The following is a 25,033-nucleotide window of genomic DNA, read 5'->3' as shown; positions in this document are numbered from 1 at the left end:
TGTCCTTTCCCTGCCGGATCAGGCGATCCGGCCGCCAAGCTCATCCTCGATATGCACGCGGATGATCTGCTCGAACGAGGTTTCGGCCTCGAACCCCAAGGTACGGGCGCGGGCCGGGTCGAAGTCCTGCGGCCAGCCCTCGACGATCTTCGTGATCGCCGCGTCGGGCCGGGGCTTGATCAGCGCGACCGCCTTGTCGCCCGCGATGGCGCGCAACGCCTCGATCTGCTCGGCGACGGTGGCGGACAGGCCCGGCATGTTCAGCGCGCGGCGCTGGCCGATGGGGGCCGTGTCCATCGTGGCGGCCTTTTCAAGAAAGCCCACGGCGGCGCGCGGGCTGGCGTGCCAGTGGCGCACGCTGTCGGGCACCGGCAGGATCGCCTCTTGCCCCGCAAGGGGTTCGCGCAGGATGCCCGAAAAGAAGCCCGAGGCCGCGAGGTTCGGCGTGCCTGGCCGGATGCAGATGGTGGGCAGGCGCAGGGCGATCCCGTCGAAAATGCCGCGACGGGTGTAATCCTGCAACAGCAGCTCCCCCATCGCCTTCTGGGTGCCGTAGCTGGTCAGCGGCGCGGTAAGGAAGGTGTCGTCGATCCGCTCCGGGAAGGGGGCGCCGAACACCGCGATGGAGGAGGTGAAGACGACGCGGGGGCAATAGTCCTTCTGCGCGCGGATCGCGTCGAACAGCCAGCGCGTTCCGTCCAGGTTGATGCGATAGCCCTTGTCGAAATCCTGCTCCGCCTCGCCCGAGACGATGGCGGCGAGGTGAATGATCACGTCCGGTTTCGCCGCGACAAGGCGCGGGGCGGTGGCGGGATCGGACAGGTCCACCGCCTCAAGCGTTACGGTGCCTGCGAAGCCCTCGGGCGGGCTGGGCGCCACGACGTCGGCCAGGGTCAGGGCGGTGACCGGCTGCCCGGACAGGCCACCCGTGTCCGCGATCCGCTGGGTCAGCTTGCGGCCGATCATGCCCGCCGCGCCGATGATTGTGACGTGCATCCCTGTTCCCCCGCAACATCCCATCAGGCAGCCAAGGGGGCCGCCCTGTCAGGGTCTTACGCGGAAACAGGGCTTCTGCCAACTCGCCAAGCACTCATGGGTCGGGTGTCAGGCCGCCGTCACCACCGTGGGTGGAACCGTGCTTTCGATCAGATCGCCGATCACCTCGTTGAACGCCGGGTCGTCCTTCGCCATATGCAATTGCGCTGCGAGCATGCCCGTTTTCGAGCCGCAGTCGAAGCGGATGCCCGAAAAGGCGAAGCCCGCCAGCCCCCGCGCGCCCATGTCGGCGACGATGGCGTCGGTCAGCTGCAATTCACCGCCCGCGCCCGGCTCGATCCGTTCCAGCGCCTCGAAGATATGTGCGTCCAGCACGTAGCGCCCGACAACCGCATGGTTCGAGGGGGCCACGTCCGGGGCTGGCTTTTCGACCATGCCGCGGGCCCTGACGAAGGGCCCCTTGCGCGACACCGCGTCGAGGATGCCGTAGCTGCCGACATCTTCCCAGGGCACGTCCATCGTGGCGACCAGATGCCCCGCGCCGCCGCTGGCGTAGCCTTCGATCATCTCGCTCAGGCAGCCCTTGGGGCACAGGATCAGGTCATCGGGCAGGATCACCGCGACGGGGCCGGGCAACACGTGGTCCTTCGCGCAAAGCACCGCGTGGCCAAGGCCCAGCGGTTCCTCCTGCATGACGAAGACGACCTCGTGGTTGTCCTCGTCGATGGCGTGTTCGTACAATTCATCCGCCAGCCCGGCCTTGCCGCGGGCGCGCAGCGTCCGGCGCAAGTCCGCATCGTCGAGCACATACCGGTCGATCGCCGACTTCGAGGGGTGGCTGACGAAGATCATCCGCTCGACCCCGGCGTTGCGCGCCTCGTCGATGGCGAACTGGATCAGCGGCGTGTCGATGACCGGAAGCAGCTCTTTCGGGGTGGACTTGGTGGCAGGCAGGAAACGTGTGCCGAGACCGGCGACAGGGAAAACGGCTGTTCTTACCTTCGGTGCGCTCATCTGGTTCGTACCTCCTTTTGCTGCCGGAACCGCCGGCGGGGTGTCCAAAAGGATTAGGGGGATCGCGCCACATGTCAAAAAGCGACACTTCTCAATGTGTTCATTAAATAGGCAACATTGTGCCCTTCGCGGCCCATGAAACCCGGGGATCGCGCGCCGTCGCCGACCTGAACAATCTCTCATGACATTGTTATTGCGTTATATACCGGGACACAAACCCGCCCATTCGCTAAAATGCCCTTGAGAAAGCCACCGCCTGCGGCAGTTTGACCCGAAAGCGAATCTGTACATATTTCAGGCAGAATGACCGATTTTTCAACTTTTCGAAGACGCCCATCGCGACATGATGTCGTTTTTCGACATCGCTCGGTTGATCGAGTGACGGCAACCTTTATCTTTCTCGTCAACACCCGACAGACCGCTGCGCCCGGCTGAACGCTCCCGTTCGCACGGGCCATTTCGTTGAAACCGCCAGCAGGTGAGCACATGAACATGACTTCCCCAGTCCCCCTGCCCCGCGAGACCGCGGCGCCTTACGAGCGGATCGCCGTGATCGGCGCCGGCGCCTGGGGAACCGCGCTGGCGGCGGTGGCCGCGACGGCCGGCCGCCGGGTCGTGCTGCATGCCCGCAACGCAGAGGTCGCCGAGGCGATCAACACGCACCATCGCAACCCTCGCTACCTGTCCGACGTTCCCCTGCCCGCGGATCTGCGCGCGACCACGGACATGGCCGCCGCCCTTGCCGGGGCCGAGGCGGTCATCATGGTCGTGCCATCGGGCGCTGTGCGCAGCGTATCGGCCGAGGTGGCCCGCCACATGCCCCGCAACGCGCCGGTCGCCGTCTGCACCAAGGGGATCGAGGCGGGCACCGGGCTTCTGATGACCCAGGTCGCGGAGGAAGAGCTGGGCCACACGACGCTCGGCACGATCTCAGGGCCGACCTTCGCGCGGGAAACCGCGCTCGGCCATCCCACCGCGGCGACGGTCGCGTTTCCGTTTGGATACGCGGACCGGCTGAACCCGATGCAAAGCCCCGCGGCGCGGTTCGCAAGCTCGATGAGCACGGCGTCGTTCCGCGCCTATATCTCGGACGACTTGGTGGGCGTCGAAATCGGCGGCGCGGTCAAGAACGTGATCGCCATCGCCTGCGGCATGATGACGGGCGCGGGCTTTGCCGAAAACACCCGCGCGGCGCTGATCACGCGGGGCATGGACGAAATGAAGATGCTGGCCGAGGCGCTCGGCGGGCGGCGCGAGACCGTCACCGGCCTGTCCGGCGCGGGGGACCTGACGCTGACCTGCTCAAGCACCACGTCGCGCAACATGTCCCTCGGGGTCCAGCTGGGCCGGGGCGTAGCGCGCGCCGCCTGTTTCGACGGCAAGCCCGTCGTGGTCGAGGGCGAGGCGAACGCCGCCTCCGTCGTGACGTTGGCGCGGAAGGTGGGCGTGTCGATGCCGATCTGCGAAACCGTGAACGCGGTGCTCGACGGGCGGGCCGACTTGCGAGCGGCGTTCCACGCGCTCTGGACCCAGCCGATCGAGTCCGAGCCGCGCGCGATGGACCTGTCGCTGGCCAACCCGGTCGGCGCGCCCCTCGGCGTCCTGCCGGTGGAGGCCGCGCAATGACCCTGTCGCGTGACATGTCCCAGGCCCGCTTCGTCCTGGCCACGGACCTGGACGGCACCTTCCTCGGCGGCACCAAGGACGACCGCCGCCGCCTGTACGACTGGATCGAGGCGAACCGCGAGACTGTCGGCCTCGTCTTCGTCAGCGGGCGCGACCCGGCGTTCATCCATGAACTCTGCGGCTCGGGCGAGGCGCCCTGGCCGGAATACGTCATCGGGGACGTGGGCACCACCATCGCCCGCGTCCTACCCGAACGCCTGATCGAGCCGATCCCCGCGCTGGAGGACGCCATCGCCACGACCTGGGACGACCGCGGCGACAAGGTGCGCGCAGCACTGGACGGGCACCCCGGGCTGACCTTGCAGGACACGCCGTTCCGTTACCGCGTTAGCTACCACATGAATCCCGAGACCTTCGATCCCAGCGCGACGGACAAGGTCAATGCCCTGGGCGCGGATACCCTGATCTCGGACAACCGGTATTTCGACGTTCTGCCCAAGGGGGTCAGCAAAGGTCCGTCCCTGATGCGCCTGATCGAGCATCTTGAAGTGCCTGCGGGGCGGGTCCTGGCGGCGGGCGATACGCTGAACGACCTGTCGATGCTGGTCGCGGACACGCCCGCCGTGGCCGTCGGCGGCTCGGAAGAACCGTTGCTGAGGGAACTAAACGGCCACCCGGGCGTTTACCACGCGTCCGCCATTGGCGCCGCGGGAATCCTTGAAGCTATTGCCGCGCTCGATCTTCACCCAGTTCATCGGAAGGAATAACGCCATGCCGTCAGATTTCGTCATCGTCTACCATCGTCAGCCCTATGAAGAGGTGGAGGAGAACGGCAAGACGGTATTTCGCGAAAACTCCAGCCCCAACGGCATCGTGCCGACCCTGAAAAGCTTCTTCGGTAAGGCCGATAGCGGCGCGTGGGTCGCCTGGAAGCTGGCCGAGGACACCAGCAACCCTGATTTCGAGCGGGTGGTGGAAATCAACGACGCCTACGGCACCTACACCGTGTCGCGCCTGCCGCTGACCGAAGAGCAGGTGAAAAGCTTCTATCACATCTCTTCGAAAGAGGCGTTCTGGCCGATCCTTCACAGCTTCAAGGAAAAGTACAATTACGACCCCGTCGACTGGCCCACTTTTCGCGAGGTGAACTGGGCCTTCGCCGAGGCCGCCGCCAACGAGGCAAGCCCCGGCGCGCGGGTCTGGGTGCACGACTACAACCTGTGGCTGGTCCCCGGCTACCTTCGCCAGATGCGCCCGGACGTGACGATCTCGTTCTTTCACCACACGCCCTTCCCGGCGGCGGACATGTTCAACGTGCTGCCCTGGCGCAAGGAAATCGTGGAAAGCCTGCTGAGCTGCGATGTCGTCGGCTTCCACATCCCGCGTTACGCGGCGAACTTCCTGTCCGTGGCGCGCAGCCTGTTCGACGTGTCTGTACTGGAGCGCGAGGCTGTGGACGAGGACCTGATCTCGGAAGGCACGGCACTGAGCGAGCGCAGCGCGCCGACGCTGATTTCCTACAAGGACCGCGCGGTTGCGATCAGTTCCTCCGCCGTCGGCGTGGCGGTGGATTTCATCGAAAGCCGCGCGACCGATCCGAAGGTGCGCACCAAGGCCGACAAGATCCGCGAGGACATGGGCGACTCCAAGCTGATCCTGTCCATCGGGCGGACCGACTACACCAAGGGCGGGATCGAGCAGCTCGAAAGCTTCGAACGGGTGCTGGAGGCAAACCCCGATCTGCGCGGCAAGGTGCGCCTGATGCATGTCTCGGTCAGCGCGAACCGGAACATGACCGCCTATGAGGACACCCAGTCCGGGATCGAGGAAACCGCCGGGCGCATCAACGGGCAGTTCGGTACGCTGGAATGGCAGCCGGTGGCTCTGATCTCGCGCGCGATCCCCTTCGACGACCTTATCAAGTACTACCTGGCCGCAGACGTGGCCTGGATCACGCCGCTGGCCGACGGGATGAACCTTGTCTGCAAGGAATTCGTGTCCGCCCGAACAGATGAGGACGGCGTGCTGGTCCTGTCCGAATTCGCCGGCGCGGCGGTGGAGCTGAGTTCGGCCGTGATCACCAACCCCTTCTCCTACCGCTCGATGGACTCGGCGATCCTTCAGGCGCTGAACATGGGCCCCGAGGAACGGCGCGAACGGATGACCGCCCTGCGGCGCGTGGTCAAACGCTTCTCGGTCGAGGCATGGGGCGCGAGCCAGGACGCCGCCTTCGACGCAGCGGCCAAGCGGCGCGCCGAGATCGCGAAATCCAGCGCCGCCTGAGGGCACGACTGGGGGCGCAGGTCCGGGCAGAAACGTCTTGCCCCGGGCCACGCAATTGGCGAACCCTTGCACGACCCCGCCAAGCAGACCCGGGGACAGGCGAGGAAAGGACATACCATGCCCAGCACCTTCAAGCAGCGCATGCTCTCGGGCGAGCTGCTGATCGGCACGTTCGTCAAGACACCCGCACATGAAATCATCGAGGTCCTGGCGATGTCCGACCTAGATTTCCTGTGCCTCGATGCAGAGCATTCGCCCTTCGATCGCGGCCGCATGGACGCCTGCCTCGCCATCGCCCGCGCGCTGGAGAAGCCGACGCTGGTGCGCGTGCCATCGGCCGCGCCGGCGGCCATCTTGCAGGCGCTCGACAGTGGCGCGCTCGGGGTCGTGGTGCCGCATGTGAACAGCGTGGCAAAGGCCGAAGGCGTGGCGCGCGCCGCACGCTTCGGCCATGGCGGGCGGGGCTACGCGGGCTCTACCCGCTGGGCGGGCTACGCCACCCGCCCCATGAGCGATGTCCTGCGCCAGAGCGACGAGGAAACCACCGTCATCGCCCAGATCGAAGAGCCCGAGGGCGTCGAAGCAGCGGCTCAGATCGCCGCCATCGACGGGATCGACGGGCTTTTCGTCGGGCCCGCCGACCTGGCCGTGTGCTACGGGGAAAGCGATATCGCCGCGCCGGTCGTGCGCGACGCGATCCGCGACACGGGACAGGCGGCGCAGGGCGCGGGCAAGGCGATGATGACCTTCGCAGGCTCCGCCGCCGCCGGGCCGGAGCTGCGCGCGCTCGGCGTCAGCATGTTCTTCATCGCCTCGGAACATGCGTTCATGCTGCGCGGCGCCAATGCCGAGGCGGCGGCGCTGAAATCCTAGCGCCGCACGGGCGGGACGGGCGTTTTACCCCGGCGCGAAACGCCCTATCTGGGGCGCAAGCCCCCCACCCAGCTACGAACCGGAAGGAAAGCCGCCGATGACCCTGAATGCCGACTTCACCAAACGCGTGCTGGTCCATGGCGCGGACGCGCCCTGGGTCGCCTCGCCCATGTCGGGGGTGGATCGGCGGATGCTCGACCGGATCGGCGACGAGGTGGCGCGCGCCACCTCCATCGTGCGCTATGCGCCGGGCAGCCACTTCTCGGCCCATACCCATACCGGGGGCGAGGAATTCCTGGTGCTGGAGGGCGTGTTCCAGGACGAGCACGGCGACTTTCCCGCCGGGACCTATGTGCGCAACCCGCCCACCACCAGCCACACCCCGGGGTCCGAGCAGGGCTGCGTGATCTTCGTGAAGCTCTGGCAGTTCGACATGGACGACCGGGACCAGAAGCGGCTGGACACCTCGGCAGGGCTTGCGCCGACAGGGCCGGGCACCCGCGCGGCAACGCTGCACGAAGACGCGCGCGAGACCGTCACGATACAAGCCTGGGATGCGGGGGCCGAGGCCTCCTTCCCCCTGCCCGGCGGCGGCGAGATCCTGGTGCTGGAGGGCACGCTTACGGAGTCCGGGGAAACCCTGAACCCCTGGTCCTGGCTGCGCCTGCCCGCGGGCGCGACCCTGTCCGCCACCGCCGGACCGAACGGCGCGCGCTTCTGGATGAAAACCGGCCACCTGCCGTTCGCCCGCGCCCCGCAGGTGTGACGCGCGGCGGGCGGCGCTCAGGCCCGGTCCTCACCGTAACGTCAGCCCGATGCGGCTTGCACTCGGCGCGGGACAGGCTTAGCCCGGGGGCAGTGTTCCCAAGGACAATTCCCACGTGCTGCCCGCATCCGACGCCCCCGACATTGCCCGTCATCACCCCGCCCTTGCGGAGTTGCTGGCCGGCGGGCCGCCGCCGGAGGACAAGATCGCGGCCTTCCTCGAAGACGAGGACATTCCGCTGATCGAGCCGGGCGCGGCCACCTTCCTGTGGTACGGCAAGGCCGAGAAGGTGGCGCTTCTGCGCTGGATCGCGACAGAGGATCGCGACGCCTTCACGCCGATCCCCGGCACCGACCTGTGGTCATTGCGTATCCCGGTCAGCGACGAGGGGCGCTTCGAGTACAAGATCGCCGTGACGCGCAACGGCGGCGAGGAATGGATGCTCGATCCGCTGAACCCGGCGCGGGCGGGCGACCCGTTCGGCGAAAACTCCGTCTGCCGCACCTATGGCTACGCGCGCCCCGCCTGGAGCAAGCCGCAGGGCGCGCCCCGGGGCCATATCGAGGACCTGCCCGTGGACAGCGCCGTCTTCGCCGAGGTCCGCCGCGAAAAGGTCTACCTGCCCGCCGGCCATGACCCCGCCGTCCCGCTGCCGCTGCCGCTGCTGATCATCCACGACGGCGAGGATTACGCCAGCTATGCGGACCTGACCGTCTCGCTCGACAACCTGATCGCGGATGGCGACATCCCGCCCATCTGCGCGGTGCTGATCCAGGCCGGGGACCGGATGGACGAATACCCCCATGGCCGCCGGCACGCGCGCTACATCGTGGGCGAACTGCTGCCCGCGCTCGACGCCCGCTACTGCTTGAGCGCGGCGGCGAAGGACCGGGTGCTGATGGGCGCAAGCCTCGGGGCGGTCGCCTCGCTCGCCACGGCGTTCCGCTATCCCGGCCTGTTCGGCGGGCTGGTGCTGAAGTCCGGCTCCTTCATCCTGGCCCCCGAGGCGCTGGCGCAGCGCGACAGCCCGGTCTTCGACCGTGTCGCGCGGCTGGTGCAGGTCATCCAGCGCGCGCCGGAGCTGCCCCCGACCCGGGCTTTCGTCTCCACCGGAGAGCTGGAAGGACTGGCGGACGAGAACCGCGCCCTCGCAAGCTTCTTGCGTGAACGGGGCGTGGATGTTCTGTTCCAAAGCACGTGGGACGGCCATCACTGGCACAACTGGCGCGACCAGCTACGTGATGGCCTGATGTGGGTGCTCGACCCGCCAACAGGCTGAAGGGATGGACATGGGAAATCGCAACGTCAACATCGGACTGTCGCTGGGGGCGGATATCTGCTGGCCCATCGCCTATGAAACCCTGTTCGAGGGGCTGAAGCTGGACGGGATGAAACTGGGCGGCGACACGCTGGCCTTCAACCTGGAGCGGGTGACGATCGAGCCGTTCAGCCTGCACCAGCCGGTCCGCTACGACGTGGTGATCGACCGGCTGACGCATTGGTATTCGACCAGCCGGGAATGGATCAAGAAGGCGATCCTGGTCGACGACCTCTACGTCTACAACAACCCCTGGTCGTTGCAGTCGAACGAGAAGCACACCTCCTACGCGGCAATGACGCGGCTCGGCCTGCCAGTGCCTGAAACCTGGATGCTGCCGCCGAAGGAATACGACGCCTCGGACGACCTGGAAGAGACGCTGAAGAAATACGCCCGGATGTTCAGCCTGGACGAGATCGGAGAGAAGATCGGCTACCCGTTCTTCATGAAGCCCTATCACGGCGGCGGCTGGAAGGGCGTCAGCAGGATCGACAACGCCGCCGACCTGCACCGCGCCTACGACGAAAGCGGGACCGAGGTGATGAACCTGCAAAAGGCGGTGCTGCCCCACGACTGGTTCGTGCGCTGCGTCGGCCTGGGCCCGCAGCTGCGCAAGGTGAACTACGATCCCGGCGCGCCGCTGCATGACCGCTACCGCATGGACATCGACTTCCTCGACGCCGAGGACCAGTCCGTGCTGGAGGACATGACCCTGACGATCAACGCCTTCTTCGGCTGGGACTTCAATTCCTGCGAGTCCCTGCGCGCCAACGGCGTCTGGCACCCGATCGATTTCGCCAACGCCTGCCCCGACAGCCAGGTGACGTCGCTGCACTACCACTTCCCCTGGCTGATCAAGGCCAACCTGCGCTGGTCGCTGTTCTGCGCCGCGACCGACAGGCCGATGCGCAAGAACATGGACTGGGCCCCCTTCTACGAGATCGCCGACAAGGACATATCCCCCCGCGAGAAGCTGCGCGCCTATGCCGCCATCGCCCATGAGCGCTTCGAGACGGAGAAGTTCCGCGAGTTCTGCCAGAACAAACTGGGGCATCTGGATGAGCTGGCCCATGACTTCTTTGGCTCGGAAACGATGCGCGACGCGATCCGCCAGAAGGTGACGGCGCTGTTCCCCGCCCATGAGCACGACGAATTCACCGAGCTGTTCTGGAACCGTATCCAGACCTGGCGCGAGCAGGAGGGGCAGCAGGGTGACAAAGACGGTTTCTAGGTGGTTTTCACCCCGGCTGCAGCGCGACATCTCTCTGGCGCGCTGGGGGCATTACGGTCAGCCGGTGCTGCTGTTCCCCACCGCCGGCGGTGACGCGGAGGAAGCCGAGCGGATGCTGATGATCGACGCCCTCGCCCCGATGCTGGAGGCGGGGCGGATCAAGGTCTATTCCATGGACAGCCTGGCAGGGCGCGCGCTGTCGGACAGGGAAGGCTCCGTCGAGCATCGCTGCTGGCTGATGAACCAGTTCCACGCCTATGTCGCGCATGAGGCGGTTCCTGCCATCCGCGCGGATTGCGCCAACCCGGGGATCGAGATCGTCTCGGCCGGGGCCTCGATCGGGGCGTTCAACGCGGTGGCGGTGGCCTGCCGCTATCCCCAGGTCTTCCGCGCGGCGATCGGGATGAGCGGCACCTACGATATCGAGGGGCTGATGGGCTTCAAGGGCAATGACGACTACTACCACGCCGCGCCGCTCAGCTTCCTGCCGAATGTCGAGGATTGCCCCTACCTGTCCCAGTTGCGGCGGCGCTTCATCCTGATGGCCTACGGCCAGGGTCGCTGGGAAAACCCGGACGAGGCCTGGCGCATGGCGCATGTGCTCGGGGCGCAGGGCATCCCGAACCGGGTGGATGCCTGGGGGCCGGAATACGACCACGACTGGCCGACCTGGCGCCAGATGTTGCCTTCCTACCTTGACGAGCTGGTGGCCTGAACGCTCATGCGCGGCCCCCTTCCGGGCGCACCGCGTCCGGGTGGGCGGCGGCGAAGGCGGGAAGCGCGGCAGCCAGCGCGCCGATCCGCGCAAGATTGGTCAGGTGGTCGTAGGGAATGTCCCAGCGCGCGGCATTGTACAACTGCGGCACGAGGCAGATGTCGGCCATCGTCGGCGACTCCCCGTGGCAGAAGGGGGATTCCGGGGCGTCCTCCAGCAATCGCTCCAGCGCGGCCAGCCCCTTTGGGATGTAGCGGCGCATCCAGGCGCGCGTCTCCACCTCGCCCCGGCCCGTCAGGGCGCCGACATGGGTCGCGATCGACAGGTTGCAGACCGGGTGGATCTCCATCGCGATGACATGGGAAAGTTGGCGTACCCGGTATTGCCCCATCGGATCGGCGGGCAGCAACCCCGCGCGCGGAACACGGGCGTTGAGGTATTCGATGATCGCCAGCGACTGGGTCATCACCTGCCCGTCGAGCACGAGCGTCGGCAGCAGGCCCTGCGGGTTCAGCTTCAGGAACGCGGCGCTACGGTTGTCGCCCTTCGGGGTCACCACCTGTTCCGAGCGATAGGGCAAGCCAAGCAGGTTCAGCGTGATGCGCACCCGGTAGGCAGCTGACGAACGCCAGTAGTCATGGAGGATGATCCCCGCCGTCTCTGTCCGCACCCCCAAGGCCCCCGCGTGCTGCACGCTTCACCCTTGCGCCATGGGCACAGCCCGTCAAGCCGCTCGGTGGCGAACGCCTTGGAAGGGCGCGCGCCGCCACCCGGCGACCGGCCGAAAACATTCGCCCCGCGCAGAGTGTGAGAAACCCCGCCGACACCGCGGTTCTGCACGGGTAGCGTCGCGCGCAAGACACTGCCTCTCCAGAAGGAATTCCCCCGTAAATGGGCAAGACACCCCCCCTCAAGACCATGTGCCCGATGAACTGCCACCCGACGCTGTGCGGCATGACTGTGACGGTCCGCGAGGATCGCGGCGTGAGCATAAAGGGCGACCCCGACAACCCCGACAGCCGGGGCTTCCTGTGCATGCGCGGCCATGCGGCGGCGGACATCGTGGACAACCCCCGCCGCCTGCTGGACCCGTTGCGCCGGGACGGGACCGGCGGCGAGCTGCTCCCCACGACCTGGGACGCGGCCCTTGACGAGATCGCGGCCGTGATGCGCCGCGTGGGGCGTCACGCGGTCGGCTTCTGGCAGGGGCACGGCAACTGGGCGAACGACTACGCTTTCGGGCTGAAGCGGATGCAGATGGATCGCTTCGCCAACCTCTACGGGTGCCAGTACTGGAACCCGGCGATGGTCTGCTGGGGCCTTGGCGGCTTCGGCGCGGGGATCACCGGCGCGCTCGAAACCTCGACCAAGGAAGACCTGGGCGCGCATTCCGAGTTGGTGATCCTGTGGGGCGCGAACACCGTCAGCCAGGCCAACACCTTCCCCCACGTGGAGGCCGCGAAGCGGCGCGGCGCGCGGATCGTCGTCATCGACGTGCGCCGGACCGAGGCCGGGGCCCTGGCGGACGAGGTGCTCTTGCTGCGCCCCGGCAGCGACGCGGCGCTGGCGCTGGGGATGATGCATGTGATCATCGCCGAAGGGCTGCACGACGCCGATTTCGTGGCCGCCCATACCGTCGGCTTCGAGGAACTGGCCGAAAGCCTGCGCGACAAGACCCCGGACTGGACGGCTGAGCAGACCGGCTTGCCGGGGGCGAGGATCTTGGCGCTCGCGCGCGGCTATGCCACCACGGGCCCCGCGATGATCGTGATGGGCGGATCTTCCATGCACAAGGGCGATGCGGCCTGGGCGGCGGCGCGGGCCATCACCTGCCTGCCGGGGTTGACCGGCAATTTCGGCAAGCCCGGCGCCGGGATCGGCCCCCGCCACGGCGCGCGCAGTCACGGCGTGGCGTTCAACGACCTGACCGCCGCCGACCGCCGCCCCCCGGGCGCGCGGATCCCCAACCAGATGGAGGCGATCGTCGAGGCGATGGAAAGCGGCGCGCTGAAGGTGCTGTTCTCGCTCGGGTCGAACTTCCTGTCCTCCTTCCCGGACACCAACCGAGTGAAGGCGGCGCTGCAAAAGCTGGACCTGCTGGTGATGCACGACATCTTCCCGAACCAGACGACGCGGGAGGCGGCGGACTTCGTCCTGCCCGGCACCATCTGGCTGGAGGAGATCGGCGCGAAGTCCACCAACACGCATCTTTACCTGGCCGACCGCATCCTTCCCCCCGCGGGACAGGCGCGCCCGGTCCACCGGCTCTACCAGGACCTGGCCGCGCGGCTGGGGGTTGCGGACGTCTTTCCCTGGGCCGACCAGGAAGCAGCGATGAATGCCGCGCTGGATCATCCCGTCACCGGGCATGCCACGGTGGAAAGCCTGCGCGCGAACGGGGGGCGTGTGGCGCTGGATATCTCGCACCTGGCCTACCCGACGCTGGAATTCAGCACCCCGTCAGGCAAGATCGAGTTCTTTTCCGGGCGCGCGGCGGACATGGGGCTGCCCCCGTTGCCGCAAGCCCCGGCGCGGAGCCAGTGCGGGCCGCTGACGCTGACCAACGGGCGCACCTATGCGCATTTCCATGCCTTCTACGATCATGGCCGCGCCTTGCCGACCCTTGCCGCGCGCGAGGCGGAGCCGCAACTCTGGATCGCGCCGCACGACGCCGAGGCGCGGGGCATCGCGCAAGGCGACGCGATCGAGATCAGCAACCGGCGCGGAAGCTTCGCCGCGCGCGCGCTGGTCACCGGGCGGATGCCAGCCGGGGTCGTATGGATGCGCGATGGCTGGCCGGGGATGAACGTGCTGACCGATGGCGGCGCCGTCCTGCCGGAAACGGCGCTCGACACTTTCCCCTTCTCGGTCGGGCAGGCGAATTACGGCGCCGAGGTAGAGGTCAGGCGGCGCAGCGGGTGACCAGCCGTTAGAGGCGTGCGCCGCTCAACGGCGCCAGCGTGACCCCGGCGGCTTCCAGCGCGGCACGGGCGCGCGCCGCGATCTGCACCGCCTCGGGGGTGTCGCCGTGCAGGCAGACGGTATCGATCCGGGCGGGAACATGGGTGCCGTCGGGCGTGATGATCGCGCCCGCGCGCACCATCTCCACCACCCGCGCCGCCGCCGCGTCCGGATCGTGGATCACCGCCCCGGGTAGGCGGCGGTCCACCAGCGTGCAATCGGCGTTATAGGCCCTGTCGGCAAAGATCTCGCAAGCCGCACGACACCCGAGCTGGCGCACCGCCCTTTCCTGCGCCGTCCCGGCGAGCACCATGATGACAAGCTCCGGCGCGACCGCCAGCGCGGCGCGGTAGCAGGTCAGCGCAATCTCAACATCCTCGGAGGCTATGTTCGCCAGCGCGCCGTGCAGTTTCAGGTGGCGCAGCTCTGCCCCCGTGGCGCGTGTCATCGCCAGCGCCGCGCCAAGCTGGTACTGGATCAGATGCGCCAGGCTTTCAGAAGGAAGCGACATGCGCCGCCGCCCGAAGCCCTGCAAATCGGCAAAACCGGGATGCGCGCCGATGCCCACGCCCCGCTCCGCCGCCGCGCGGATCGTCGAGGCCATGACATCCGGGTCGCCCGCGTGCATCCCGCAGGCGATATTGGCCGAAGTGACGATATCGAGGATCGCCGCATCGTCGCCCATTACCCAGGGCCCGAAGCTTTCGCCCATGTCCGCGTTCAGATCGACCGTCGTGCTCATGTGTCCGCCTTTTCCATGTCATGCCCCGCCGTGACACCGCTAATCAGCTGGTAGCTTATCAGGTCCGCCATGTGACGGGGATCGCGGATCAGCGGGCGGCGGAGCTTTCGCAACCCCTCGGCCCGGGCCTGTTCGCGCCGCGCGATCTGCACCCCCTCCTCCAGCGTGATGAAGCGGAAGCGCAGCGGCACCCCGGCCTGCGCCTGCGCCACGATGGGCAGATCGTAGGGCAGGACCGAGCCGATGCGCGGATAGCCCCCCGTCGTCTGGCATTCCGTGAGCAGCACGAAGGGCGTGCCATCCCCGGTGACCTGGATATCGCCGGGGATGATCACCTCGGACAGGATGCTGAGGCCGCTGTCGGTTCCAAAGCCCTTGTCAGGTGAGACGAGGCGCACCCCCATGCGGTTGCCCCGCGTATCGCGGGTGAAGGCGGTTGCCTCGAAGCGCGCTATTTCCTCGGGGGGGAACACCTCTGTCTGCAGGCTGGGCACCACGCGTACCGTGCCGCCGGCGAAGCGGGGACTGACCGGCAGGGTCAGGTTGGCGGCCGCGCCCCTGGCGGGTGGGCCCACGGGCAGACGGTCGCCCGCCTTGAGGGCGCGGCCAAGCCCGGCGGCCAAGTGGGTGCCGCGCGCGCCGAGTAGTTCGGGCGTGTCGATGCCGCCCGCGAGGTGCAGGTAACCATAGCTGCCCTGCTCCACCGCGCCGATGCTCAGCCGCGCGCCCTGCGGCAAGGCGTGGCTGGCGTTCCAGGCGATCCGCGCGCCGTCGATACTGGCTTTCATCGGTGCGCCGGTCAGGGCGATCACCATATCCTCGCCCGCCTCGAACGTGCCGCCCATGCCGGCCATTTCCAGCGCCGCGCAGTCGGCCCACTGTCCCAGCAACGCCGCCCCTTCGAGCAGCGCCATCCGGTCAGCGGCCCCGCCGCGCGACAGGCCGAAACCAAGGTATCCCGGCCGCCCCATGTCCTGCACGGTGACGCCGGGGCCGCTGGAATGAATGATCAACTCGCGGCTCATTTCAACGCCTCCGCCTCGGCGCCGCCCATGGGGCCGGCGTCGCGCATGTTGGAAAGCGCCTCCGGGGTGGTGGCGGGAAAGATCACTTCATCCCCGGGGCGCAGCACGAAGGGGTGCTCGGCCTCGGGCTGAAACAGGCGGATCGCGGTTTGACCAACGTGCCGCCATCCGGTTGGCGCGGTGACCGAGAACAGCACGATCTGGCGGATCGCCACGGTCAGCGCACCGACGGGCACCCTGGCCGTCAGCTCACTCTGACGCGGGATATCCCAGTCCGCGGGCAATTCCCCGAGGTAGGGCTGCCCCGGCGCGAAGCCGATCGTCTGCACCCTGACCCGCGTTTCCGAGAGGGAGGCGATCGCAGCCGCCTCACTCAGCCCGGCCATCTTGGCGGCCTCGCCCAACTGGGGGGCGAGGTCGGTGCCATAGACGGTGGGAATGCGCCACAGTCGGCGCCCCTCCGGCAAAGGGGCGTCGAACCAGTCCCGCGTGTCGATCAGCTTCGCAAGGCGGGCGCGCATTTCGTCATGGGTTTCCCACAATGGGTCGAACCGCAGGTAGGTGGAGACGAGCGAGGTCGAGGTTTCGTGCACCCCGGCCCAGCCCGCCTGTTCCACCGCCGCGCGGAACGCCAGCGCGGCGCGGTTCGCAGGCTCGCTCAGGCTTCGGGCGAAGCTGACGAGGAAGCCGTCGAAACCGGCAGTGCGCAGGCTGGGCCAGCTGGCGTCTTTGGGCATCACGCCGACTTCATTGCAAGGCATTGGGCAGCATCAGCGCGATCTGGGGGAACGCGATCAGGGCGGCGACCATGGCCAGCATCATCAGCACGTAGGGGATCGTGCCGAGCATGACATCGCTCATGTTGCCGCTCTTGCGCGCGCCCTGCACCACGTAGAGGTTCAGGCCCACGGGTGGGGTGATCAGCGCCATCTCGATCAGCACGATCATCAGGATGCCGAACCAGATCGGATCGAAGCCCTGCTCCACCACCAGCGGCACGATGATCGGGATCGTGACCACCATCAGCGACAGCGTTTCGATGAAGAAGCCCAGCACGATGTAGATGCAGACCACGACGAGGATGGTCATCATCGGCGACAGGCCCATGCCCTCAAGCAGCGACTCCAGCTCACGACCCAACCCGGCGGAGGCGAGGGTGAAGTTCAGGAACGACGCGCCCATGATCACCAGCATGATCATCGAGGTGATCTTGACCGTGCCAAGGATGCTTTGCGCGAACATCGACAGGTTCACCGTGCCGAACATCAGCGCGATAACCACCGCGCCCGCCACGCCGACGGCGGCGGCCTCGGTCGGGGTGGCCCAGCCCTTGTAGATGGTGCCGATGATTACCGTGAACAGCAGGATGATCGGCACCAGTTGCACCAGCGCGCGCAGCATTTCGGCCAGCGGGAACACCCGGCGGGCCCCGCCAAGCGACGGGCGGATCATGCAGATGATCACGGTAACCAGGATGAACGCCAGCGCCAGCGCCAGGCCCGGCACCAGCCCGGCCAGGAACAGGCGAGGGATCGAGGTCTGGGTCAGGAAGCCATAGACGATCAGGTTGATCGACGGCGGGATCATGATGCCCAGCGTGCCCCCGGCCGCGATGGCGCCGGAAAACAGCTTGGGGTCATAGCCCAGCTTTTCCGCCTGCGGCATGGCCACGGTCGCCACCGTCGCCGCCGTCGCCACGGAGGAACCGGAGGTCGCGGAAAACATCGTCGCGGTCGCGATATTGGCATGCACCAGCCCGCCCGGCAGCCAGCTGACCCAACGGTCCAGCGCCGCGTAGGTGCGCGTGGCGATTCCCGAGCGGACAAGGATTTCGCCCAGCAGCACGAAGAAGGGGATCGCGATCAGCGTCGCGTTGTTGGAGGTGGACCAGACGAGGTTGCCCAGCCCCTTCACCAACGGGAACGGGCTGAAGAAGGTGTCGATCCCGAAGCCCAGCAGGAACAGCACGATCCCCACCGGGATCGACAGCGACAGCAGGCCCAGCAGCGCGATGGAGAGATAGCCGATCATTTCAGCACCTCCTCTTCCTCGCCGAAGACGCCGATGGCGGCTTCGGAGCGGCCGTAGTCCCCGCGCATCACCATCGCCAGCGCCGACACGAAGGTCAGCCAGGACACGATGGCGAACCAGACCCAGCCCAGGAACCAAGGGGTCTGCACCAGCGCCAGCGGTGTTTCCAGCGGCGTGTTGGCGGTAGAGCTGTTGGTAAGCGAGCGCTCAAGCACCGGCCAGGACTGGATCGCGATCAGGCTGACGGTGGCCGCAAGGATCACCATCGCCAGCAGGTCCAGGACGGCGCGGAACTTCGGGCCGCCCGTGGCGCGCAGGAAGTCGATCCGCACGTGGCCGAGTTCCAGCAGCGTGTAGGCCATCCCCCAGGATGTGACGATGGCCATGACATAGCCGCTGATCTCGTCCGTGCCCCCGAAGGAGGACCCCAGCTGCCGCAGGACGATGTCTAGAAGGACAATCGTCGCGCAGCCCAGCAGGACGATCCCGATGAGGATTGCGAGCCCGTGATTTATCCGGCGCAATCCGTTCAGTAGTCTGCTGTCCATCGGGATCCCCCCTTTTGCTTGCGGATCAGTTGGTGGCGATGGTCACGCCGACGACCTGACCGACCGAAGCGTTCCAGCGCTCGGCCCATTCGGCGCCGGCGCGTTCGGCCCACTCGGGCAGCACCTCGGTGACCAGCACCTCGCGCGCCTTCTCGAAGTCGGCGTCCGACACCTCGACCAGTGTCATGGAGCGCGCCTCACCCGACGGGCAGTCGCCATTGCCGGTCAGGCAGGCGATGTCGTTGACCAGCGCGTCCTGCGCGCTGTCCCAGGCGGGAGCTTCGAACTGCGTCGTCACCTGCTCGGAAATCAGCGCCTGCATGTCCGCATCGAGGCTGTTCCACTTGTCCAGGTTGATCGCCGTCACGACGCTGTCCCAGCCGCCCAGCGGGATCGGCAGCAGATGCGTGGACACTTCCCACCAGCCCGCGGAATAGCCGGATCCGGCCCCGGTCACGGCGCAATCGACAACGCCCTTTTGCAGCGCGCCGGGCACCTCGGCGAAGCTGACGTTCACGCCCTCGGCGCCCAGCGCTTCGAGGAACTTGGCCGTCATGCGGCCAGAGGCGCGGACCTTCTTGCCCGCAAGATCGTCCAGCCCGTTGATTTCCGCGTTGCAGAAAACGATCTGCGGCGGATAGGGCGCGATGGCCAGCACGTGGCTGTTGAAACGGGTGTTGTAGATATCCTCGACCATCGGGCGCGCGGCATCGACCATGGCGCGGGCCTCGTCCGCGGTCAGCGCCAGCAGGGGCACGTCCAGCCCCTCAAGCTCGGGCGCGTCGGACACGGCGTAGTCGGCCACGGTCATCGCGACATCGTAGACGCCTTGGCCCAGCAGCGGATAGACGTCGCCAAGGCCCAGGTTCATCTGGTTGTGGGTGGTCAGCGCCACCTCGATCTGCCCGTTCGAGGCGGCTGGGAGCGTCTCGCTCCAGAAGGGGGCTTCGTACTGGATGTGCAGCGGCAGGCCGGACCAGCTGCCCACGACGGACAGGTCCTCGGCCAGGGCCGGGGCTGTCAGCAGCGCGGTTGCGGCGGCGGCACTCATCAGATGTTTCATGGTCGTCTCCTTGTTGGATTTTTCGGTTTTTGTTTCGGGTCGTGTTTGGATGACGGGCTTTGCCGTCTATTGGGCCGTCTATTGGGCTATGATGGTCGTCTCCGCGTCCTCGGGGACGTCCGCGATCAGCATGTGGCCGGGCTTGTGGGTGATGCACAGCGGCAGGCGCGCCGCCTCGATCGCCACTTGCGGGGTGACCCCGCAGGCCCAGAACACAGGCACCTCGCCCGCCCCGACCGGGGCAGGGTCGCCCCACTCGGGCCTTGCGATATCCTCGATTCCCAGCCCGGCGGGATCGCCCACATGCACCGGCGCGCCGTGCGCCTGCGGGTAGCGGGCCGAGATCCCGGTCACCTCGTCAACGCGGGTTTCGGGGATCGCGCGCATGGACACGACCATCTTACCCGAAAACGGCCCCGCGGGCACGGTATCTATGTTGGAGCGGAACATCGGCACGGTGGTATTGTTCTGGATATGCCAGACGGGAACGCCCGCCTCTTCCAGCGCCCGCTCGAAGGTGAAGGAACAGCCCAGCGCGAAGGCGACCAGGTCATCGGTCCACAGGTCCGTAATATCGGCCTGCGCGCCGCTGAGCCGACCGTCACGATAGATGTTGTACGCCGGCACATCGGTGCGGATGTCGATGTCACGCCCGAGCGTGAACATCAGCGGATTGCCGGTGTCCGAGACGCCGACCAGCGGGCAGGGCTTGGGATTGCGCTGGCAGTAACGCATGAAATCCAGGGCGAACGCCTCTGGCATGATGGCGAGGTTGGCTTGCAGGTACCCGGCCCCCAGCCCCGCCGTGTGGGACTGGTAGGCGCCCGCGCGGATGGCGGCGCGCACCGTGCCAAGATCGCTGGCCTTGAGTGATGAATAGCTGGTGTCCAAAGCAAGTCCCCCTGTGGGCACAAGCATCGCTTGCTTCAGACAATAAGGTCAAATCGATTATTTCTCTCTGACTCGATCAATTATTTTTATCAGCCATGTATCCTTCGGCGACTTCGCGCGCGATCGCGGCGCTGGTCTGCACCATCTGGCTGCGCGGCTCGCCCAGGTAGGACGCGGTGAACAGCAGCGGGGAGGGCACCCAGCCCGGGTCGAACTCGCGGATGCGCCCGGCGCGCACCAGGTCCTGTCCCAGGATGCGGGGCAGGACGGCGACGCCGATATCCTCTTCGACCAGGCGGAAACAGGCGGACAACGAGGAAGAGGGGAACAGCAGGAAATCCGGGCCGACGCGATCCAGCAACAGCTCCTTCAGCTCCCGGAAGGGCCGCGTGTTGCGCGCATAGGTCAGAACCGGGCGGGACAGGTAGTCCGCGCCCGTCACCTCGGGGGCGGCATTGGCGGCGGCATACCACGCCAGCCCGAACGCGGGCAGCGGCGTGTTGTCCACCGAAAACTCCGAGATCGGCCCGAGCAGGATCGCCAGGTCGATTTCCCGGTTCAACAGCGCAGCGCGCAGGTTTACCGAGATATCGACGTTCAGCTCGATCTGAAGCTTCGGGTATTCGCGGTGCAGGCGGCTGATCAACTCGGGCAGCCAGCATTGCGCGATGGTTTCGGACACGCCGAGGCGCAGGTGCCCCTCGATCCCCTCGGGGTCCATGACGTCCCGCTCGACCCGCTGGGCCAGGTGCTCGACCTTCTCCGCATGGGCGAGCAGCAACTCCCCGCGCTTGGTCAGGCGCATCCGCCCGCCGGCGCGGTCGAACAGGGTGCAGGACAGCGCGTCCTCCAGGTTCTTGATCCGGGCGGTGATCGCGGGCTGGGTCAGGTTCAGCCCGACGGCCGCCTTGCGCACGCCGCCAAGACGGACGACGGCAAGGAAGGTGGACAGATGTTCGAGGTTGAGTCGCGCCATGGGCCGATCCTTGCACTTCTTTGGGCCGGGACAACAGGCCATCCGTGCGCCGAACGCCCATGCCGCGCTGCGCCTGCCGCAGGAACACCTCGCCCGCCCCGGCGACGCGGGCGTAGGGCGCAAGCCGGGGTAAATATCTGGAAGCCCATGGAAAAACCTTCCGCGCGCGGTCATTCTGGGGTAGCAGCACAAAGCGCCGGTTGCGCGTTGCTTCCTTCGGGGCGGCGAACGTGTAATCTTGCGGATTTCGGGCCATGCGCGCCCAGGACATTGGTGCCGAGAGACTGGAGACGCGCCCCGTGGCGGAGAATGGGTTTCAGATGCAGTTCGATGCGACCGGGGACGGGGGGCAGCTCAGCCTTTCGGGGGCGCTGACGGTGCACGATGTGACCCGGCTGCACCAGCAACTCTCAAGCATCGCGGGGACGGGCCAGGTGACCGCCGACCTCGGCGCTGTCAGCCATATCGATACCGCCGGGGCCTGGGCTCTGTCGACGTTCGAGCAACGGCTGAGCGCGGCGGGCGGCGCGCTGCATGTCGCGAACGCCAGCGACAACGCCCTGCAGGTGCTGAAAAGCGTGCGCGACGCGATGCCGAAGCCGGAAACCCCGCCACGGCAAAGGATGGACCTCAGGGCCTTCCTTGAAGCAACCGGGCGCGCGGTGGTGAAAGGGGTCAGCTTCGCGCTGGAGTTGACGGGCTACCTTGGCATGTTCTTCTCGAGCCTCGGGCGGATCCTTGTTAACCCGCGCAAGTTCCCGTTGACCTCGCTCGTGGCGCATTCCGAGGACGTGGGCTTTCGCGCCGTGCCCATCGTCGCGCTGATGGCGTTCCTGATCGGGGTGGTGCTGGCCTTCCAGGGCTCGGCGCAGTTGCGCCAGTTCGGGGCAGAGGTCTTCGTCGTGGACCTGATCGCGATTTCAGTCCTGCGTGAGCTTGGCATCCTGCTGACCGCGATCATCGTCGCGGGGCGCACCGCCTCGGCCTTCACGGCGGCGATCGGGTCGATGAAGATGCGCGAGGAAATCGACGCGATGCGCACGCTGGGCCTGGACCCGGCGATGGTGCTTTTCCTGCCGCGCATCCTGGCGCTGCTGCTGATGCTGCCGATCCTGGGGCTGATCGCCAACGTCTCCGGCCTGCTCGGCGGCGCGCTGATGTCCTGGTTGGAGCTTGGCATCTCGCCCTCCATGTTCCGCATCCGCCTGATCGAAGGGACGGACATTTCCCATGTCTTCGTCGGGCTGATCAAGGCGCCGGTCTTCGCGCTGGTTATCGGCGTCGTGGGCTGTCACGCGGGCATGCAGGTCAGGGGCACGGCGGAATCGCTGGGGCGGATGACCTCCAACGCCGTTGTGACGGCCATTTTCGCGGTGATCGTCGTGGACGCCTTCTTTTCCATCTTCTTTGCCGAGCTCGGGATATGACGGACAACGACCAGCGCGAAGTGGTCATCCGCGTGCGCGGGCTGCGCAACCAGTTCGGCACCCACGTGGTGCACGAGGACCTGGACCTTGACGTCTACCGGGGCGAGATCATCGGCATCGTCGGCGGCTCGGGCACCGGAAAATCGGTTCTTCTGCGCTCCATCACCGGCCTGCAAAAGCCCGCCGCCGGCTCGATCGAGGTGTTTTCCGTCGATGTCCTGCACGGCACCGAGGAGGCGCGCGCCACCCTGGACGAGCGCTGGGGCGTGATGTTCCAGGACGGGGCGCTGTTTTCGTCCCTTACGGTGCGAGAGAACGTCGAGGTTCCGATGCGCGCCATCCACGAACTGAGCCCCGAGATCCGGCGCGAGCTTGCGGACCTGAAGATCTCGCTCGTGGGGCTGCCGTATCTTGCGGGCGACAAGTACCCCTCGGAATTGTCGGGCGGAATGCGCAAGCGCGCGGGACTGGCCAGGGCGCTTGCCCTCGATCCCGAGATCGTGTTTCTGGACGAGCCGACGGCGGGGCTCGACCCGATCGGGGCCGCCGCCTTCGATACGCTGATCCGCACGCTCAGCCGCTCGCTCGGGTTGACGGTCTTCCTGGTCACGCATGACCTGGATACGCTTTACGCGATATGCGACAGGATCGCGGTCCTTGCCGAGCGCAAGGTTCTGGTGACAGGAGATTTGCAGGATATGCTTTCGGTCAAACATCCCTGGGTGCATGAATATTTCCACGGCCCGCGCGCCCGCGCGGCGATGGACGCATCTGCGGGCGCTACCGGGGCTAAGGAAGAGTAACGATGGAAACGCGCGCAAATTTCGTTCTGATCGGCGCCTTCGCCCTGGCCGGATTCTTCGGCATCCTTGCCTTCTTCCTTTGGTTCGCGCGGATCGAACTGGATCGCCAGTTCGCCTACTACGACGTGGATTTTCCCACCGTCTCGGGGCTGAGCGATGCGTCCGATGTCCGCTTCGCGGGCCTTCCCGTCGGGCGGGTGGTCGATGTGCGCCTGTCCCCGACCGAGGATGGCACCGTGCGTGTCCGCCTTGAGGTGGGCTCCGAAACGCCGGTGCGCACGGACAGTATCGCCACCATCGAATCCCAGGGCGTGACCGGGGTTTCCTTCGTCGGGATCACCGCCGGCACCCCGGACGCCCCCCTTCTGCAAGAGGCGACCGAGCGGGGGATCCCGATGATCGAGCCCGGCCGCTCGGTGCTTCAGTCGCTGTCCCAGGAAGCGCCGCAGATCCTGTCCGAAACCCTTCAGGTGGTGCGCGACATTCGCACCCTGATCGGGGGCGAGAACCAGCAGCGGGTCCAGAACATCCTGGAAAACGTGGAACGCTCCTCCGTCGCTTTCGCCGATGCGCTGGACGACTTTTCAAACGTCAGCCAGACGGTATCGGACTTCGCCGACGAAATCGGCCGGTTCAACACCACGCTGGATTCCCTGACCACCGATGTGTCCGGGGTGCTGAGCGCGGCGGAAACGACGCTCGCTTCGGTCGATGACCTGGCCAAAGACGCGCAGGGCCTGGTGGCGCGGGGCTCTGACACGCTGACACGGGCGCAGGGCCCCATCGCCGCGGCTGAGCGCTATATCAACGAGGATCTTGGCCCCGCCACGGACCAGCTTCGCAGCTCCATCTCCGAAATCGAGGCGCGCATCTCGGCACTCGGTGATACCGCGGATGCACTGATGGCGACCTACGACCAGACGGGGCAGATCGCCTCGGCCCGGCTGAACGAAGCACGCGAAACGATCACCGCGACGAATGAGTTGATCGCGCGGCTCGACCAGACCCTTGGCAGCGTGGATACCGCCGCGCAACGCCTGGACGGGCTGATCGTTGATGGCGCGAACCCGCTGATCGCCGAGTTGCGCGTCGCCACGCAGGAGGCGACCTCGGTCATCCGCAAAGTCGGAGAGACCGCCGACATCGACCTGCCCGCCATCGTCAGCGATGTGCGCGCCGCCGCCGATTCCGCCTCCCGGATGTTCGAGGAGGTGGGCAACGACCTGTCCTCTGCGTCGGCCCGGATCGACGGGCTGGTCGCGACCGCAGGCGACACGCTGGAAACCGCGCGCACCACATTCGCCAACGCGAACGAGACTCTGACCGCGATCAACGGCGCGCTGGAAACCGGGGACCGCGCGCTTCAGGCCGCCGAAGGCGCGTTCACCGGCGCGCAGCGCGTCATCGACGAGGATGTCGCCGACATCACCGGACGCCTGAGCAGCACGCTCGATGAGCTAGAGGCCGCCATCGGCGCGGTGGCGGCGGATATCCCCGGCGTGACCGAGGAGTTGCGCGCCGCAAGCCGCTCGGCCGAATCCGCCTTCGCGCAGATCGAAAGCGCCGTCGACGGCAGCGCGCCAGCGTTCCGCGACTTCGCGGCGACGGCGCTGCCGCAATACGGCCGCCTGGCGGTCGAGACGCGCGCGCTGATCGAAAACCTCGACGCCCTGACCGAGCAGATCCGCCGCGACCCGAGCCGGTTCTTCCTTGACCCGCGCGCCCCCGAGTACCGCCGATGAGG

At 67.1% G+C, this 25,033-nt stretch carries 24 protein-coding genes; 13 read left to right on the top strand and 11 right to left on the bottom strand.

The window, feature by feature from the left end:
* Nucleotides 1-18: 18 nt before the first annotated feature.
* Both denD and DJ029_RS09130 read right to left on the bottom strand, forming a co-directional pair.
* Entirely contained in the window at nucleotides 19-996 is a 978-nt protein-coding gene (gene denD, locus DJ029_RS09135) for a D-erythronate dehydrogenase (protein WP_112322126.1), read from the bottom strand.
* A gap of 108 nt (nucleotides 997-1,104) precedes the next feature.
* On the bottom strand, nucleotides 1,105-2,010 hold the full coding sequence (locus DJ029_RS09130; protein ID WP_112322125.1) for a UTP--glucose-1-phosphate uridylyltransferase: 906 nt from the start codon (nucleotides 2,008-2,010) through the stop codon (nucleotides 1,105-1,107).
* 492 nt (nucleotides 2,011-2,502) lie between these two features.
* Between DJ029_RS09130 and DJ029_RS09125 the strand changes: the two genes are divergently transcribed.
* From DJ029_RS09125 to DJ029_RS09090, 8 genes are all read left to right on the top strand, one after another.
* Entirely contained in the window at nucleotides 2,503-3,636 is a 1,134-nt protein-coding gene (locus DJ029_RS09125) for an NAD(P)H-dependent glycerol-3-phosphate dehydrogenase (protein ID WP_308860937.1), read from the top strand.
* On the top strand, nucleotides 3,633-4,403 hold the full coding sequence (locus tag DJ029_RS09120; RefSeq protein WP_112322123.1) for an HAD-IIB family hydrolase: 771 nt from the start codon (nucleotides 3,633-3,635) through the stop codon (nucleotides 4,401-4,403). The genes DJ029_RS09125 and DJ029_RS09120 overlap by 4 nt, the downstream gene beginning before the upstream one ends.
* Nucleotides 4,404-4,407: 4 nt before the next feature.
* Nucleotides 4,408-5,919, top strand: coding sequence for a glucosylglycerol-phosphate synthase (ggpS, locus tag DJ029_RS09115; protein WP_112322122.1), 1,512 nt, complete (start codon nucleotides 4,408-4,410; stop codon nucleotides 5,917-5,919).
* A gap of 117 nt (nucleotides 5,920-6,036) precedes the next feature.
* The gene (locus DJ029_RS09110) at nucleotides 6,037-6,792 is read left to right on the top strand and encodes an HpcH/HpaI aldolase family protein (protein WP_112322121.1); all 756 of its coding nucleotides are present in this window, start codon (nucleotides 6,037-6,039) and stop codon (nucleotides 6,790-6,792) included.
* A 97-nt stretch (nucleotides 6,793-6,889) separates the two neighbouring features.
* On the top strand, nucleotides 6,890-7,558 hold the full coding sequence (locus tag DJ029_RS09105; RefSeq protein ID WP_112322120.1) for a cupin domain-containing protein: 669 nt from the start codon (nucleotides 6,890-6,892) through the stop codon (nucleotides 7,556-7,558).
* A 115-nt stretch (nucleotides 7,559-7,673) separates the two neighbouring features.
* Nucleotides 7,674-8,837: an alpha/beta hydrolase-fold protein gene (locus DJ029_RS09100; RefSeq protein ID WP_112322119.1), complete on the top strand. Its 1,164-nt coding sequence runs from the start codon at nucleotides 7,674-7,676 to the stop codon at nucleotides 8,835-8,837.
* 10 nt (nucleotides 8,838-8,847) lie between these two features.
* Nucleotides 8,848-10,107, top strand: coding sequence for an ATP-grasp domain-containing protein (locus DJ029_RS09095; RefSeq protein ID WP_198671108.1), 1,260 nt, complete (start codon nucleotides 8,848-8,850; stop codon nucleotides 10,105-10,107).
* On the top strand, nucleotides 10,088-10,822 hold the full coding sequence (locus tag DJ029_RS09090) for an esterase family protein (RefSeq protein ID WP_198671107.1): 735 nt from the start codon (nucleotides 10,088-10,090) through the stop codon (nucleotides 10,820-10,822). The genes DJ029_RS09095 and DJ029_RS09090 overlap by 20 nt, the downstream gene beginning before the upstream one ends.
* A 4-nt stretch (nucleotides 10,823-10,826) precedes the next feature.
* Here the strand turns inward: DJ029_RS09090 and maiA are convergent, their stop codons facing one another.
* Nucleotides 10,827-11,492, bottom strand: coding sequence for a maleylacetoacetate isomerase (gene maiA, locus DJ029_RS09085; protein ID WP_112322531.1), 666 nt, complete (start codon nucleotides 11,490-11,492; stop codon nucleotides 10,827-10,829).
* A gap of 221 nt (nucleotides 11,493-11,713) precedes the next feature.
* On the opposite strand from maiA, the gene DJ029_RS09080 reads away from it, so the two are divergent.
* Nucleotides 11,714-13,744: a molybdopterin-containing oxidoreductase family protein gene (locus tag DJ029_RS09080; RefSeq protein ID WP_112322116.1), complete on the top strand. Its 2,031-nt coding sequence runs from the start codon at nucleotides 11,714-11,716 to the stop codon at nucleotides 13,742-13,744.
* 7 nt (nucleotides 13,745-13,751) lie between these two features.
* Here DJ029_RS09080 and DJ029_RS09075 read toward each other — a convergent pair whose 3' ends face one another.
* The 8 genes from DJ029_RS09075 to DJ029_RS09040 all read right to left on the bottom strand — a co-directional run bounded on the left by DJ029_RS09075 (nucleotide 13,752) and on the right by DJ029_RS09040 (nucleotide 21,059).
* On the bottom strand, nucleotides 13,752-14,525 hold the full coding sequence (locus tag DJ029_RS09075; RefSeq protein ID WP_112322115.1) for a LamB/YcsF family protein: 774 nt from the start codon (nucleotides 14,523-14,525) through the stop codon (nucleotides 13,752-13,754).
* Entirely contained in the window at nucleotides 14,522-15,550 is a 1,029-nt protein-coding gene (locus tag DJ029_RS09070; protein ID WP_112322114.1) for a 5-oxoprolinase subunit C family protein, read from the bottom strand. The genes DJ029_RS09075 and DJ029_RS09070 overlap by 4 nt, the downstream gene beginning before the upstream one ends.
* Complete coding sequence (locus DJ029_RS09065; RefSeq protein ID WP_112322113.1) at nucleotides 15,547-16,287, bottom strand: 5-oxoprolinase subunit B family protein; 741 nt, start codon at nucleotides 16,285-16,287, stop codon at nucleotides 15,547-15,549. Before DJ029_RS09065 ends, DJ029_RS09070 begins: the two co-directional genes overlap by 4 nt.
* Nucleotides 16,288-16,297: 10 nt before the next feature.
* Nucleotides 16,298-17,581, bottom strand: a complete 1,284-nt coding sequence (locus DJ029_RS09060) for a TRAP transporter large permease (RefSeq protein ID WP_112322112.1) — start codon at nucleotides 17,579-17,581, stop codon at nucleotides 16,298-16,300.
* The gene (locus DJ029_RS09055) at nucleotides 17,578-18,129 is read right to left on the bottom strand and encodes a TRAP transporter small permease subunit (RefSeq protein ID WP_112322111.1); all 552 of its coding nucleotides are present in this window, start codon (nucleotides 18,127-18,129) and stop codon (nucleotides 17,578-17,580) included. The genes DJ029_RS09060 and DJ029_RS09055 overlap by 4 nt, the downstream gene beginning before the upstream one ends.
* 25 nt (nucleotides 18,130-18,154) lie before the next feature.
* The gene (locus DJ029_RS09050; RefSeq protein WP_112322110.1) at nucleotides 18,155-19,192 is read right to left on the bottom strand and encodes a TRAP transporter substrate-binding protein; all 1,038 of its coding nucleotides are present in this window, start codon (nucleotides 19,190-19,192) and stop codon (nucleotides 18,155-18,157) included.
* Between the two features lie 78 nt (nucleotides 19,193-19,270).
* A complete protein-coding gene (locus tag DJ029_RS09045) occupies nucleotides 19,271-20,110 on the bottom strand; it encodes a putative hydro-lyase (RefSeq protein WP_112322109.1) in 840 nt (279 codons plus the stop codon).
* Between the two features lie 49 nt (nucleotides 20,111-20,159).
* On the bottom strand, nucleotides 20,160-21,059 hold the full coding sequence (locus tag DJ029_RS09040) for a LysR family transcriptional regulator (protein ID WP_112322108.1): 900 nt from the start codon (nucleotides 21,057-21,059) through the stop codon (nucleotides 20,160-20,162).
* Between DJ029_RS09040 and DJ029_RS22405 the strand changes: the two genes are divergently transcribed.
* From DJ029_RS22405 to DJ029_RS09025, 4 genes are all read left to right on the top strand, one after another.
* Complete coding sequence (locus tag DJ029_RS22405; RefSeq protein ID WP_258165085.1) at nucleotides 21,058-21,192, top strand: hypothetical protein; 135 nt, start codon at nucleotides 21,058-21,060, stop codon at nucleotides 21,190-21,192. The two genes, DJ029_RS09040 and DJ029_RS22405, sit on opposite strands and share 2 nt — an antisense overlap.
* 187 nt (nucleotides 21,193-21,379) lie before the next feature.
* Nucleotides 21,380-22,486, top strand: coding sequence for an ABC transporter permease (locus DJ029_RS09035; protein ID WP_112322530.1), 1,107 nt, complete (start codon nucleotides 21,380-21,382; stop codon nucleotides 22,484-22,486).
* A complete protein-coding gene (locus DJ029_RS09030; RefSeq protein WP_112322107.1) occupies nucleotides 22,483-23,289 on the top strand; it encodes an ABC transporter ATP-binding protein in 807 nt (268 codons plus the stop codon). The genes DJ029_RS09035 and DJ029_RS09030 overlap by 4 nt, the downstream gene beginning before the upstream one ends.
* A gap of 2 nt (nucleotides 23,290-23,291) precedes the next feature.
* On the top strand, nucleotides 23,292-25,031 hold the full coding sequence (locus tag DJ029_RS09025) for an MlaD family protein (RefSeq protein ID WP_112322106.1): 1,740 nt from the start codon (nucleotides 23,292-23,294) through the stop codon (nucleotides 25,029-25,031).
* Nucleotides 25,032-25,033: the final 2 nt, after the last annotated feature.

Source organism: Oceanibium sediminis, assembly GCF_003265325.1.
Classification (GTDB): Bacteria; Pseudomonadota; Alphaproteobacteria; order Rhodobacterales; family Rhodobacteraceae; genus Halovulum; species Halovulum sediminis.
The sequence above is the reverse complement of the archived record's forward strand: the minus strand, read 5'-3'. Positions and strand labels throughout refer to the sequence as shown.

Bases quoted from the DNA above. Each gene is read 5' to 3' on its own strand.
- DJ029_RS09025 (WP_112322106.1), top strand. From the start codon at position 23,292: ATGGAAACGCGCGCAAATTTCGTTCTGATCGGCGCCTTCGCCCTGGCC.
- DJ029_RS09040 (WP_112322108.1), bottom strand. From the start codon at position 21,059: ATGGCGCGACTCAACCTCGAACATCTGTCCACCTTCCTTGCCGTCGTC.
- DJ029_RS09060 (WP_112322112.1), bottom strand. From the start codon at position 17,581: ATGATCGGCTATCTCTCCATCGCGCTGCTGGGCCTGCTGTCGCTGTCG.
- ggpS (WP_112322122.1), top strand. From the start codon at position 4,408: ATGCCGTCAGATTTCGTCATCGTCTACCATCGTCAGCCCTATGAAGAG.
- DJ029_RS09045 (WP_112322109.1), bottom strand. From the start codon at position 20,110: ATGCTTGTGCCCACAGGGGGACTTGCTTTGGACACCAGCTATTCATCA.
- DJ029_RS09055 (WP_112322111.1), bottom strand. From the start codon at position 18,129: ATGGACAGCAGACTACTGAACGGATTGCGCCGGATAAATCACGGGCTC.
- DJ029_RS09075 (WP_112322115.1), bottom strand. From the start codon at position 14,525: ATGAGCACGACGGTCGATCTGAACGCGGACATGGGCGAAAGCTTCGGG.
- DJ029_RS09120 (WP_112322123.1), top strand. From the start codon at position 3,633: ATGACCCTGTCGCGTGACATGTCCCAGGCCCGCTTCGTCCTGGCCACG.
- DJ029_RS09110 (WP_112322121.1), top strand. From the start codon at position 6,037: ATGCCCAGCACCTTCAAGCAGCGCATGCTCTCGGGCGAGCTGCTGATC.
- DJ029_RS09050 (WP_112322110.1), bottom strand. From the start codon at position 19,192: ATGAAACATCTGATGAGTGCCGCCGCCGCAACCGCGCTGCTGACAGCC.
- DJ029_RS09065 (WP_112322113.1), bottom strand. From the start codon at position 16,287: ATGCCCAAAGACGCCAGCTGGCCCAGCCTGCGCACTGCCGGTTTCGAC.
- DJ029_RS09070 (WP_112322114.1), bottom strand. From the start codon at position 15,550: ATGAGCCGCGAGTTGATCATTCATTCCAGCGGCCCCGGCGTCACCGTG.
- DJ029_RS09095 (WP_198671108.1), top strand. From the start codon at position 8,848: ATGGGAAATCGCAACGTCAACATCGGACTGTCGCTGGGGGCGGATATC.
- DJ029_RS09130 (WP_112322125.1), bottom strand. From the start codon at position 2,010: ATGAGCGCACCGAAGGTAAGAACAGCCGTTTTCCCTGTCGCCGGTCTC.
- DJ029_RS09035 (WP_112322530.1), top strand. From the start codon at position 21,380: ATGCAGTTCGATGCGACCGGGGACGGGGGGCAGCTCAGCCTTTCGGGG.
- DJ029_RS22405 (WP_258165085.1), top strand. From the start codon at position 21,058: ATGGGCCGATCCTTGCACTTCTTTGGGCCGGGACAACAGGCCATCCGT.
- DJ029_RS09080 (WP_112322116.1), top strand. From the start codon at position 11,714: ATGGGCAAGACACCCCCCCTCAAGACCATGTGCCCGATGAACTGCCAC.
- DJ029_RS09105 (WP_112322120.1), top strand. From the start codon at position 6,890: ATGACCCTGAATGCCGACTTCACCAAACGCGTGCTGGTCCATGGCGCG.
- denD (WP_112322126.1), bottom strand. From the start codon at position 996: ATGCACGTCACAATCATCGGCGCGGCGGGCATGATCGGCCGCAAGCTG.
- DJ029_RS09030 (WP_112322107.1), top strand. From the start codon at position 22,483: ATGACGGACAACGACCAGCGCGAAGTGGTCATCCGCGTGCGCGGGCTG.
- DJ029_RS09125 (WP_308860937.1), top strand. From the start codon at position 2,503: ATGACTTCCCCAGTCCCCCTGCCCCGCGAGACCGCGGCGCCTTACGAG.